Below are 11,678 nucleotides of genomic sequence, written 5' to 3' on the forward strand. Positions count from 1 at the left end.
GGGGTGTGGGGCGCCGCGTATTTAAAGGGCCAGTGTTCATTGTCCGCTCTAACCAAATGCGGGCCTTTTTTTTTCGCGGGGGGGGGCGGGGCGCCCCCGCGCGCCCCCCTTCGTGTATCGGAACGCCAATGTTTCGGGGCAGCGCCTGCGCGGGGGAGCCGCTCCAGGCGCGTCACACGCGCAACGATGAGGACCAGATGACGGTGAAGCCCCTCTACCGACGTGTCTTGCTGAAAGCGTCAGGCGAAGCGTTGATGGGCGAGCAGCATTTCGGCATCGACGTTTCGGTCGTCGATCGTATCGCCGCAGACATCGCCGAGGCCCGCGCCCTGGGCATCGAGGTCGGCGTCGTCATTGGCGGCGGCAACATCTTTCGCGGCGTGGCGGTTGCGTCCAAGGGCGGAGATCGCGTCACTGGCGACCACATGGGCATGCTCGCCACCGTCATCAACTCGCTGGCGCTGCGCACCTCGTTGAACAAGATAGGCGTCGACGCGGTGGTGCTGTCGGCAATCGCCATGCCTGAACTTTGCGAGAGCTTTTCGCAGCGCCAGGCGACCGCCTACATGAACCAGGGCAAGGTCGTCATCTTCGCCGGCGGCACCGGCAATCCGTTCTTCACCACCGATTCGGCCGCGGCGCTTCGTGCCGCGGAAATCGGCGCCGATGCGCTGTTCAAGGGCACTCAGGTCGACGGCGTCTATTCGGCCGATCCCAAGAAGGACCCGAACGCGACTCGCTTCGAGCGCATCAGTCATGGCGAAGTCATAAAACGCGGTCTTTCGATCATGGATACAGCCGCGATTGCACTTGCGCGCGAAAACAACATTCCGATAATCGTCTATTCGATCCACGAGAAGGGTGGTTTCGGTGATATTCTGAGGGGCGGCGGCCGTTGCACTGTCGTCGCGGACGACTGATCGGGAGCCCGATACCGAACCGGGTCCGCCTAAGCGAAAAGCGGGAACCGGTTTTCGGATTTAGGCTCGAATACGGGGCTACCCCTGAACAGTGAACCCGGGCTAACGGGTCGAGGAGATGATGATGAGTGGCGAATACGATGATCTCAAACGGCGCATGGACGGGGCGATCGCTGCGTTCAAGCACGATCTGGCTTCGCTGCGGACCGGCCGCGCGTCGAGCAACCTGCTCGACGCGATCCAGGTGCAGGCCTATGGCACCACCATGCCGATCAACCAGGTGGCGAACGTGTCGGTGCCGGAGCCGCGCATGATTTCGGTTTCGGTCTGGGACAAGTCGATGGTCGGCGCGGTCGATCGCGCCATCCGCGAGTCCAATCTTGGCTTCAACCCGATCGTCGACGGCACCAATCTCAGAATTCCGCTGCCCGAGCTCAACGAACAGCGCCGCAAGGAGCTGGTCAAGATCTCGCATGGTTATGCCGAGAATGCGCGCATCGCCGTGCGCCACGTGCGCCGAGACGGCATGGAGTTTCTCAAAAAGGCGGAAAAGGACGGCGACATCAGCGAGGACGATCAGCGCAAGCGGTCCGACCAGGTTCAGAAGCTCACCGACGAGATGATCGGCACTATCGACCATCTGCTTTCCGATAAGGAAGCTGAAATCATGCAGGTTTAAGGGTCCGACCCGAAAGCGAAACTATGACAAGCCCCGCGCATGTCGCGATCATCATGGACGGAAACGGACGCTGGGCCAAGGCGCGCGGCATGCCACGGCTTGCCGGTCATCGCGCCGGCGTCGAGGCCCTGCGCAACACGGTCCGCGCTGCTCCTGGCCTCGGCATCTCCTTCCTGACCGTTTACGCCTTCTCGTCGGAAAACTGGTCGCGACCGAAGTCCGAAGTCAGCGATCTGATGGGCCTCCTGAAAATCTTCATCCGCCGCGATCTCGCCGAACTGCACCAGAGCGGCGTGCGGGTCAGGATAATCGGCGACAGGGCAGGGTTGCAGCCTGATATCAGGAGCCTGCTGGAAGAGGCCGAAACGCTGACTATGCGCAACGAGGCGCTGACCCTGGTCATCGCCTTCAACTATGGCGGGCGCGACGAGATCGTGCGCACGGCGCGCAAGCTTGCCTCGGCTGTGGCGCGCGGCGAGCTCGACAGCGAGGCGATCACGGCCGAGTCCTTTGCCGGCTCTCTCGACACTCAGGGCATTCCAGACCCGGAACTGGTCATTCGCACCAGCGGCGAACTCAGACTGTCGAATTTCCTTCTGTGGCAGGCGGCCTATAGCGAGCTTGTATTCTTGCCTTGCTACTGGCCCGATTTCAGCCGCGAGCATTTGGCCGATGCGTTGCGCGATTTCGCTGGCCGCGAGCGCCGTTTCGGCGGACTTGGCGCTCAAGACGTCGCCGTGACTGCCAAGGGATGAGCAACCTCCGGCTTCGCGTGATTTCTGCCGTCGTGCTTGCTGCTATCACGCTTGGCCTGACCTGGCTCGGCGGACTGCCCTTCCGGTTGCTTTGCGCCGCCATGACGATCCTGATCTTTTACGAATGGACGCGAATGTGCCGCCCGGTCGCTGCCACGGGTCTTGGTCTTCTGCCTGAAGCGCTGCTTCTGGTCTTCGTCGTCGCCTTGGTCGCCGGCCTGCCGGCGTTTTGGCTGCTGCTTCTTATGGCGGCGATGGTCGTTGTCACCATCCTCGTGGCTTCGATGCGCCAGAACTCGATGCACCAGACTTCGATGCACCAGACAGGGCCCTGGGACGCGTCCGGCCTTGCCTATGCCGCCATTTCCGGCCTGTCGCTTGCTCTTTTGCGCGACGGCGACCGATCCGGCCTAGTCGCCATTCTCTTCCTGTTCGCGGTGGTTTGGGCGACCGACATATCGGCCTATTTTGTCGGTCGCGCTGTTGGCGGTCCGAAGCTGGCGCCATCGATCTCGCCCGGCAAGACGCAGAGCGGGGCGCTCGGTGGGGCCGTTGGCGGGGTTGTTGCCGGGCTGCTTTTGGCCGCCTCTGCCGGGGCCGGCAATCTCGCAATTCTCGGTATCGTTGCGCTCGTCCTATCGGTCGTTGCCCAGGCCGGCGACCTTTTCGAATCATGGGTGAAGCGCCGTCACGACCGCAAGGATTCGGGCACGCTGATACCGGGCCATGGCGGTGTGATGGACCGGGTCGACGGGCTTGTCGCGGCGGCCTTCGCCCTATACGTCATCGGGTGGATTTCGGCGACCGCCGACCATCCGGCGCAGGGGCTGTTTCCAGCTTGATCGGCATTGTTCCTTGGCCCGGTTTCCTGACCTGCGCAGGATGCGCCATGGATTCGCCTGGATTGATGTCACAGTCGCGGTACGAGCGTGCTGCGGACGAATTTTGAGGACATGAGTTGAACGAGATTCTTCACGCGGTTTTCAGCACGGAGGGCTTTTTCCTCGGCACGCTGGTGCCTTTCCTGTTCGTGCTGACCGTGGTCGTGTTCGTGCACGAGATGGGCCACTACCTCGTCGGCCGCTGGTGCGGCATCGGCGTAAAAGCCTTTTCGATCGGCTTCGGCCCGGAGCTCTTCGGCTTCAATGACAGCCATGGCACGCGTTGGAAGCTCTCCGCCATTCCGCTTGGCGGCTATGTCAAATTTGTCGGCGACATGAATGCCACGTCGAGCCAGCCCAGCTCGGAGGAGCTTGAATCGCTGACCAATGCCGAACGCAAGATTGCCTTTCACACGCAGCCGGTCTGGAAGCGCGCGGCGACTGTGGTGGCCGGCCCGCTGTTCAACTTCCTGCTGACGATCGCCGTCTTTGCGGTGCTGTTTTCCGTCTATGGCCGCCCTGTGATGGAGCCGATGGTGGCTGAAGTCACCGCCGGCAGTCCTGCGGCCAGGGCAGGCATCCTGCCCGGCGACCGATTCGTCAGCGTCAACGGCAGCAAGGTCCAGACCTTCTCCGACGTCCAGCGCCTGGTTTCGGGCCGCGGCGGCGATGCCATTACCTTCGTCATGTTGCGGGACGGCAAGGAGATCACCGCCACTGCGACGCCGGAGCTGATGGAGCAGCAAGACGGGCTGGGCAACAAGGTCAAAGTGGCCGTGATCGGCGTCGTCAACAATCAGGAATTCGGCCAACCCAGGCTAGTGACTTACAACCCGATCGAAGCGGTAGGGGCGGCGGTCGAGGAGACGGGATACATCATTCAGCGCACCGGTCAGTTCCTGCAGCGTTTCGTCGTCGGCCGCGAAGACAAATGCCAGCTGGGCGGGCCAATTAAGATCGCAAAGATGTCGGGGCAGGCGGCAAAACTGGGCTTCGACTGGCTTGTACAACTTGTTGCTTTGCTGTCGGTCGGGATCGGTATTCTCAACCTTTTGCCGATTCCCCCCCTCGACGGCGGCCATCTGTTGTTCTACGGCGTGGAGGCAGTCATTCGGCGGCCGGTGTCGGAACGGATGATGGAAATGGGTTACAGGGCTGGCTTCATGCTCGTGTTGGGCTTCATGGGGTTCGTTTTCTGGAACGATCTGTTTGGATGCTGAAATCATGAAGAAATTTGGCTTCGACAGAGCCAATGTTGAGACGCCGTTTACCATGCGTGGGGATATGCGTGACGCGAAAGCCACGCAACAGGGTTAAGTAAATACAAATTAACCAGGAGCCTTGCGTGTAGGGAAAATCCGGTTAATACGGTAGGGGAAATTACCGCACGTCCGGTTTTCTCGCCGTGGGGACTTCGAGAAAAGGTACAAAAGCCCGATGAAGGCAACTTCCAAGTTTCTGAGCGCCGCGTCCGCGGTGGCCATGTCCGCCGCTCTGGTCGTGCCAGGTGCGCTCGCAGTGCAATTCGTTGCCACATCGGCGGTCGAGGCCGCTGTTGTCTCAAGAGTCGAAGTCAGCGGCAATCAGCGTGTCGACGCCGACACGATCCGCAACTACGTCACGATCAAGCCCGGCAAGGCCTTCTCCAGCTCCGATATCGACGATGCGGTCAAGGCGCTGTTCGGCACCGGGCTGTTCTCGGACGTCCAGATCAATCAGGTCGGTTCTTCGCTGGTCATCAAGGTTTCCGAGTATCAGGTCGTGAACCAGGTGCTGTTCCAGGGCAACAAGAAGCTCAAGGACAACGCGCTTGCGGTCTCAATCCAGTTGAAGCCGCGCGGAACGTTCTCGCAGCAGGCGCTCGATGCCGACGTCGAGGCGGTCAAGGCCGCCTACAGGCGTATCGGCCGCGACGACGCCGCCGTGACCACCCAGATCATGGATCTCGGCGACAACCGCGTGAACGTGGTCTTCAACATCAACGAAGGCGGCCGCACGCAGATCGCCGCGATCAATTTCGTCGGCAACAGCGCCTATTCGAGCCGTCGTCTGTCCGATATCATCTCTACCAAGCGCTCGTCCTACCTTTCGTTCGTGCTGCGCGACGACGTCTATGACGAAGACAAGCTGCGCGCCGACCAGGAGCTGCTGCGCCGTTTCTATTACAATCACGGCTATGCCGATTTCCAGGTCGTTTCCGCGGTCGGCGAACTCGACGAGACCACCAACAAATACACGGTGACCATCACCGTGCAGGAGGGGGATCGCTACACATTTGGCGACGTCAGCGTCGAGAGCACGATTCCCGAGGTCGACGGCGCATCGCTGCAGTCGGTGGTCGAGACCCACAAGGGCGATGTCTACAACGCCAAGAACGTCGAAGACACCATCATCGCGCTGACTGAGACGGTCGCCGGTTCCGGCTATGCCTTCGCCCAGGTGACGCCGCGCGGCGACCGCAATTTCGAGAACCACACGATTTCGGTGGTCTATACGATCGACCAGGGCACCAAAGCCTATGTCGAACGCATCGAGATTCGCGGCAACGACCGCACACGCGACTATGTCATCCGCCGCGAATTCGACGTGAGTGAGGGCGACGCCTTCAACCAGGTTCTCATCCAGCGCGCGAAGAAGCGGCTGGAAGCGCTCGATTATTTTGAAAAAGTCGAAGTTTCCACCGTGCCCGGCTCTGAGCCTGATCAGGTGGTGCTGGTGGTCGACGTGGTCGAGAAGTCGACCGGCGAGTTCTCGGTTGGCGCCGGCTATTCGACTGGCGGCGACACGTCAGGCCCATCCGTCGAAGGATCGATCACGGAGCGCAACTTCCTCGGACGCGGCCAGTTCATCAGGATATCGGCGGGCGGCGGCAGAAATTCGCGCGACTACAACTTCTCCTTCACCGAGCCCTATTTCCTCGGGCGGCGCATTGCCGCTGGTTTCGATGTCTTCAACCGGACCAGGCAATATGACGAATACGAGAGCGAGACGATAGGTGCGACGGTGCGCTTCGGCCTGCCGATCACCGACAACATCTCGACACAGCTGGCGTACAATATCGCGCAAGAGAAGTATAAGCTCGACGATGGCTGCGAGACCGACGGCGAATACGATCCCCTCAAATGCGATGTCTCTGAAGCGATCCTCGAAGGTATTGACGAGAGCCCGTGGCTCAAGTCGTCGATCAGCCTTGGCCTGGTCTACAACACCATCGACGACATGAAGAACCCACATGAAGGGATCTACGCCAATGTCAGCACGGAGGTGGCCGGCCTTGGCGGCGATGCCAAATTCATCAAGGTGACGGCGCGTGGCAGCGTCTACCAGACATTGTCGGAGCAGCTTGATCTGGTCGGGTTGATTTCGGGCGGCGCCGGCCACGTCCAGGGCTACGGCTCCGGCGATCTGCGCATCTTCGATCATTTTCAGAGCAGCGACCGGATGATCCGCGGCTTTGCCTATGGCGGCATCGGTCCTGTCGACGACCAGGGCTTTGACGACCATCTCGGTGGCACCACCTATTTCAACGCCTCGGCGGAGGCCCAGTTTCCGATGCCGATCATTCCGGAAAGCTTCGGCCTGCGCGGCGCAGTTTTCGCCGATGCGGCGACGCTTTATGGTAGCAAGGTCAGAGGAGATTTGGTCGATCCGTCGTCAACCGACATGCAATGGCGCGCCTCGGTCGGCGTCGGTCTGATGTGGGCGTCACCGTTTGGCCCGATCCGCATCGATTATGCGGTACCGGTCCTCAAGGAAGACACCGACGACGTGCAGGAGTTTAACTTCGGCATATCGACCCGCTTCTGATCGGCGGGCAACGATGCTTCCGGGCCGTTGGTCCGGAAGAGAGTGAACCGATACTACAGCGCCGTGCGTCCTCCGGAGGCGCAAAGCACACTGTGGCACTTTGATTTGCACATGATCCTTCCCGAAGATCGATTCCGATTTTTGGGGTCATGCGCTAGCTGGATATAGCTTCTGGAATGACCGATCCGGTGTTCTTCGCGCCCTCACGCCGGTACACGGCTGGCGAAGTCGCGAATCTGACCGGCTCGGTGCTTGTCGATTCGGGCCTCTCCGATATATCGATCGAAGCTTTGGCGCCGGCAAGCGAAGGCGGCGAGCATGCCCTCGTCTTCGTCGATGGCAGGCGCAACTTCGCGCTGATGCAATCGCTGCGGGCAGCGGCAGTTCTCTGTCCCGCCGAATTTGCCGGCAAAGCGCCGGCGGGCATCGCGGTTCTGGTCCATCCGCGCCCGCAACAGGCTTTCGCGATGGTCGGGCGCCTTCTCTTCCCAGCGGCTGCGACACCGGCGCCGATGACCGGCGAAACCGGCATCTCGCCGCATGCTCATATCGACCCATCGGCGCATATTGAGGCCGGCGCGATCATCGAGGCCGGCGCGATCATCGGCCCCCGCGCTTCTATCGGCAGTGGAACCGTCATCGCCCCTCATGCCGTTATCGGTCCCTCCTGCCAGTTCGGCCGCGACGGCTATGTCGGCCCAGGCGCCAGCATCCAGTACGCGCTGATCGGCAACCGCGTCATCATCCATGGCGGTGCCCGCATCGGTCAGGACGGCTTTGGCTTCGTGGCTGGCGCGAAGGGCCCGGAGCGCGTCCCGCAGATCGGCCGTGTCGTTATCCAGGACGATGTCGAGATCGGCTCAAACACCACGGTCGATCGTGGCGCCATGTCCGACACGATCATCGGTCAGGGGACCAAGATCGATAATCTGGTGCAGATCGCTCATAACGTCCGCATCGGCCGCAACTGCATAATCGCCGGCCTTTCAGGTATTTCCGGTTCCGTGACGGTGGGCGACAACGTCACCATGGGTGGCGGTGTCGGCCTTGCCGATCACCTGACCATAGGGACCGGGGCCAAACTTGCTGCGAGAAGCGGGTTTATGAGCAACGTTCCTGCGGGCGAGATTTGGGGAGGATATCCGGCACAGCCGATGGCGGAAGCCATGCGGGAGATCGCAGCTTTGCGAAGACTGGCCAGGGCGCGCAAATCCGGCGAGGGGGGGAATAGCTAGATGATGGCGGCGACGACGCTCGAAGCGGTCGACATATTGGGGTTGATGAAGCTCCTGCCGCATCGCTATCCGTTCCTGATGATCGACCGCATCATCGACATCGATGGCGACGAGTCCGCTATCGGCATCAAGAACGTGACCATAAACGAGCCGCATTTTCAGGGTCATTTCCCGGATCAGCCGGTCATGCCCGGCGTGCTGATCGTCGAGGCGATGGCGCAGACGGCCGGCGCCATCTGCATTCGCAGCCTTGGCACCGAAAAACCATCGCTGGTCTATTTCCTGACCATCGATAACGCCAAATTCCGCAAACCGGTCGTTCCTGGCGACCAGTTAAAGATTCATGTGAAGAAAATTAAGAAACGCGGCAACCTTCTCAAATTCGCTTGCGAGGCTCTGGTCGACGGCGTCAAGGCCGCGGAAGCCGAGATCTCAGCGATGATGGTTACGAGCGACTGACGATCGAATGCTTATGAAAATCCAAACGGTTATCCATCCATCTTCGGTCATCGAGGCAGGCGCTAAAATCGGCGAAGGCGTCCGCATCGGGCCGTTCTGTCACATCAGCGGCGACGCCGTGATCGGCGACCGCGTCGAACTGGTCAGCCACGTCTCGGTGATGGGCGCGACCACGATCGGCGCCTCGACCAAGGTCTATCCGATGGCGACATTGGGCGCGCCGCCGCAAAACACCAAGCACAAGGGCGGCCGCACCACGCTCGTCATCGGTGAGAACTGCACGATCCGCGAAGGCGTGACCATGCACCTCGGCACCGATTCCAGCCGCGGCGAGACTGTTATCGGCGACAACGGCAATTTCCTTGCCTATGCCCATATCGCCCATGACTGCGTCGTCGGCAAGAATGCCACGTTTGCCAATCAGGCGACGCTGGGCGGCCATTGCGAAATCGGCGATAACGTCTATATCGGGGGCCTCACCGCTGTTCATCAGTTTGTCCGCGTCGGTGACAATGCCTTTCTCGGCGGCTGCTCGGCAATTGTCGGCGATGTCATTCCCTACGCCATCGCCGTCGGCAATCGCGCCAGCCTTCGCGGCCTCAACATCATCGGCCTGAAGCGCGCCGGCCTGCCGCGCGCCGAGATCCTTACGTTGCGCAAGGCTTACAGGACGATCTTCGATCGCTCCCGAACCGTCGGCGAGAATATCGAGCTCGCAAAGGCGGAATTCGCTTCATCGCCGACGGCCATGAAGATCATCGATTTCATCGCCAGTCGCGGCAAGCGGCACTACGCCGTCCCGTCGCTCAAGGGCGGCGACGGTGACGATGGCGATGACGAAGGCTGAGATCGCCGGGGCGAAGCTTCAACTCGCGCCAGGCTCTAGGATCGGTATCGTTGCCGGTAGCGGCAGCTTGCCCGTGGAAGTCGCCGAAGGCCTGGCCGCGCATGATCATCCGCCTTTCATTCTGTTGATGGAGGGCGAGGCCGACCGGCAGGAGCTCCGCCAGTACGAGCACGACAGCTTGGCACTTGAGCAGATCGGCTCATTGGTGGCGACGCTGAAGCGTCACGGCGTCACCCATCTGGTTCTTGCCGGCGAGATCAAGCGCAGGCCGCGGCTGATCGACATGCGCCCGAGTCTCGGATTGCTGGCGATCGTGCCTTCGGTGGTCCTGGCGCTGGCGCGCGGCGATGATGGGCTTCTGAAAGTCCTGACACGAGGCCTTGAAAAGCGGGGCATCAAAGTGGTCGGCGCGCATGAGGTGGTTCCCGAACTGGCAGCGAGCCAGGGAACTCTGACCGCGGCAGGACCAAATCGATCCGACTGGCGTGACATCGAGGCAGGGCGGGCCGCCGCGAAAGCCATTGGCGCGCTTGATATCGGCCAGGCGGCAATAGCGGTCGGTGGGCGGGCGATCGCGCTGGAAGGCATCGAAGGCACTGCCGGGCTGCTTGAGCGGGCAAGAGAGTTGCGCGGCCATGGCAGGCTGGCTGGCGGCACGCGTGGTGTCCTGGTCAAATGCGCCAAGCCCGGCCAGGAGTTGCGCGCCGACCTGCCGTCGATCGGCCCGCAGACGGTCGATGCGGCGCATGCAGCCGGCCTTGCCGGCATTGCCATCGAAGCTGGTCGTTCGCTCATTCTGGAGGGCCCCGTCACCATCGCGCGCGCCAATGCGCTGGGCCTTTTCATCGTCGGCCTGCCCGTCGAGGAGCCGGCCTATGGCCAGTGACAAGCCGCTGAAGATCGCCATCGTCGCCGGCGAGGAATCCGGTGACCTGCTTGGCGCCGACCTCATCCAGGCGCTCAAGCGCACGACCGGCCGCGAGGTCAGGCTTGTCGGCATTGGCGGACGCCATCTGCAGGCGCTTGGCCTCATCCCACTATTCGAGGGCAGCGAGATCGCGCTGACGGGGCTGAGCGCGGTCCTGCGCGACCTGCCGCGCCTGATGCGGCGGATCAGCCAGACGGCCGGCGCGGTCGCCGGTGAAAGGCCCGATTGCCTGATCACCATCGACAGCCCGGATTTTTCACTCCGCGTAGCCAAGAAGGTGCGTGGCGCCGATCCGGCAATCCCCATCGTCCACTATGTCTGCCCGAGCGTCTGGGCATGGCGGCCGGGCAGGGCGCTGGCGATGAGACCGTATGTCGACCATATCCTTTGCATCCTGCCTTTCGAGGTGAAGGAACTCGCCCGCCTCGGAGGTCCGCCCGGCACCTATGTCGGCCATCGCCTCACGCATGATCCGGGCGTGCTCGGTGCTGCCAAGGCGCAAAGCCTGCCGCGCGACCTGTCCGAGGATCGCGTGAAGACATTGCTGGTGCTGCCCGGCTCGCGTCGCGGCGAGGTGCGAAGGCTGGTCGGCCCATTCGGCAAGACGATCTCGATCCTGCGCGCGCGGGGGCATCGCTTGCGCCTGCTGTTGCCGACGGTTCCGCATGTCGCCGACCTGGTCAGGACTTCGGTGGCGAGTTGGGACGAGAAGCCGGAGATCATCCTTGATCCCGAACGCAAATGGCAGGCTTTCGGCAAGGCCGATGCGGCGCTGATCGCATCGGGAACGGTGTCGCTGGAACTGGCGCTGTCGGGCGTGCCGATGATCTCCTGCTACCGGCTCGATCCGGTCATGCGGATGGCCCAACGCTTGATCACCGTATGGAGCGCCGCCTTGCCCAATCTCATCGCCGACCGTCCGGTGGTGACCGAGCACTACAATGAATATGTGCGGCCACACTATCTGGCGCGGCAGCTGGAAGCGCTGTTTTCCGACACTGCCTACCGCACTTGGCAGAAGGACGGTTTTGCCGAAGTGGCCAGACGCATGGCCACCGGCAGGCCGTCCGGCGATATCGCGGCGGGGGTGGTGATGGAGTACATAAAGAAGCGAATAGGGAGTAGCGAATAGCGAGTAGGGGCAGACTGGCGTCTAGCGTTCGCTGT

10 protein-coding genes and 1 pseudogene are annotated in these 11,678 nt (G+C 61.9%); all 11 read left to right on the forward strand.

What is annotated here, in order from left to right; all coding sequences use genetic code 11:
• Positions 1-197 precede the first annotated feature (197 nt).
• Entirely contained in the window at positions 198-920 is a 723-nt protein-coding gene (gene pyrH / locus AC0L26_RS07085; protein ID WP_111546675.1) for a UMP kinase, read from the forward strand.
• 124 nt (positions 921-1,044) lie between these two features.
• Positions 1,045-1,599 (forward strand): ribosome recycling factor, encoded by a 555-nt coding sequence (gene frr / locus AC0L26_RS07090; RefSeq protein WP_095485252.1) that lies wholly within the window; start codon positions 1,045-1,047, stop codon positions 1,597-1,599.
• A gap of 11 nt (positions 1,600-1,610) precedes the next feature.
• A pseudogene (locus AC0L26_RS07095) lies at positions 1,611-2,354 on the forward strand (isoprenyl transferase); the annotation flags it as partial.
• Positions 2,351-3,196 (forward strand): phosphatidate cytidylyltransferase, encoded by an 846-nt coding sequence (locus AC0L26_RS07100; RefSeq protein ID WP_473631904.1) that lies wholly within the window; start codon positions 2,351-2,353, stop codon positions 3,194-3,196. The pseudogene AC0L26_RS07095 and the gene AC0L26_RS07100, both read left to right, overlap by 4 nt.
• 116 nt (positions 3,197-3,312) lie before the next feature.
• Positions 3,313-4,455 (forward strand): RIP metalloprotease RseP, encoded by a 1,143-nt coding sequence (rseP, locus tag AC0L26_RS07105; protein WP_473631905.1) that lies wholly within the window; start codon positions 3,313-3,315, stop codon positions 4,453-4,455.
• 217 nt (positions 4,456-4,672) lie between these two features.
• Positions 4,673-7,042: an outer membrane protein assembly factor BamA gene (bamA, locus tag AC0L26_RS07110; protein WP_473631906.1), complete on the forward strand. Its 2,370-nt coding sequence runs from the start codon at positions 4,673-4,675 to the stop codon at positions 7,040-7,042.
• Between the two features lie 176 nt (positions 7,043-7,218).
• The gene (lpxD, locus tag AC0L26_RS07115) at positions 7,219-8,277 is read left to right on the forward strand and encodes a UDP-3-O-(3-hydroxymyristoyl)glucosamine N-acyltransferase (protein WP_473631907.1); all 1,059 of its coding nucleotides are present in this window, start codon (positions 7,219-7,221) and stop codon (positions 8,275-8,277) included.
• On the forward strand, positions 8,278-8,736 hold the full coding sequence (gene fabZ / locus AC0L26_RS07120; protein ID WP_352929897.1) for a 3-hydroxyacyl-ACP dehydratase FabZ: 459 nt from the start codon (positions 8,278-8,280) through the stop codon (positions 8,734-8,736).
• Between the two features lie 13 nt (positions 8,737-8,749).
• Positions 8,750-9,583 (forward strand): acyl-ACP--UDP-N-acetylglucosamine O-acyltransferase, encoded by an 834-nt coding sequence (gene lpxA / locus AC0L26_RS07125; RefSeq protein ID WP_473632144.1) that lies wholly within the window; start codon positions 8,750-8,752, stop codon positions 9,581-9,583.
• Complete coding sequence (locus tag AC0L26_RS07130; protein ID WP_473632145.1) at positions 9,570-10,469, forward strand: LpxI family protein; 900 nt, start codon at positions 9,570-9,572, stop codon at positions 10,467-10,469. The genes lpxA and AC0L26_RS07130 overlap by 14 nt, the downstream gene beginning before the upstream one ends.
• Entirely contained in the window at positions 10,459-11,643 is a 1,185-nt protein-coding gene (gene lpxB, locus AC0L26_RS07135) for a lipid-A-disaccharide synthase (protein WP_473631908.1), read from the forward strand. The genes AC0L26_RS07130 and lpxB overlap by 11 nt, the downstream gene beginning before the upstream one ends.
• The last annotated feature ends 35 nt before the right edge of the window (positions 11,644-11,678 follow it).

Source organism: Mesorhizobium sp. WSM4823 (assembly GCF_055811195.1).

Coding starts and splice junctions, on each gene's coding strand:
- frr (WP_095485252.1), top strand. CDS start 1,045: ATGAGTGGCGAATACGATGATCTCAAACGGCGCATGGACGGGGCGATC.
- lpxA (WP_473632144.1), top strand. CDS start 8,750: ATGAAAATCCAAACGGTTATCCATCCATCTTCGGTCATCGAGGCAGGC.
- AC0L26_RS07100 (WP_473631904.1), top strand. CDS start 2,351: ATGAGCAACCTCCGGCTTCGCGTGATTTCTGCCGTCGTGCTTGCTGCT.
- lpxB (WP_473631908.1), top strand. CDS start 10,459: ATGGCCAGTGACAAGCCGCTGAAGATCGCCATCGTCGCCGGCGAGGAA.
- lpxD (WP_473631907.1), top strand. CDS start 7,219: ATGACCGATCCGGTGTTCTTCGCGCCCTCACGCCGGTACACGGCTGGC.
- bamA (WP_473631906.1), top strand. CDS start 4,673: ATGAAGGCAACTTCCAAGTTTCTGAGCGCCGCGTCCGCGGTGGCCATG.
- pyrH (WP_111546675.1), top strand. CDS start 198: ATGACGGTGAAGCCCCTCTACCGACGTGTCTTGCTGAAAGCGTCAGGC.
- fabZ (WP_352929897.1), top strand. CDS start 8,278: ATGATGGCGGCGACGACGCTCGAAGCGGTCGACATATTGGGGTTGATG.
- AC0L26_RS07130 (WP_473632145.1), top strand. CDS start 9,570: ATGACGAAGGCTGAGATCGCCGGGGCGAAGCTTCAACTCGCGCCAGGC.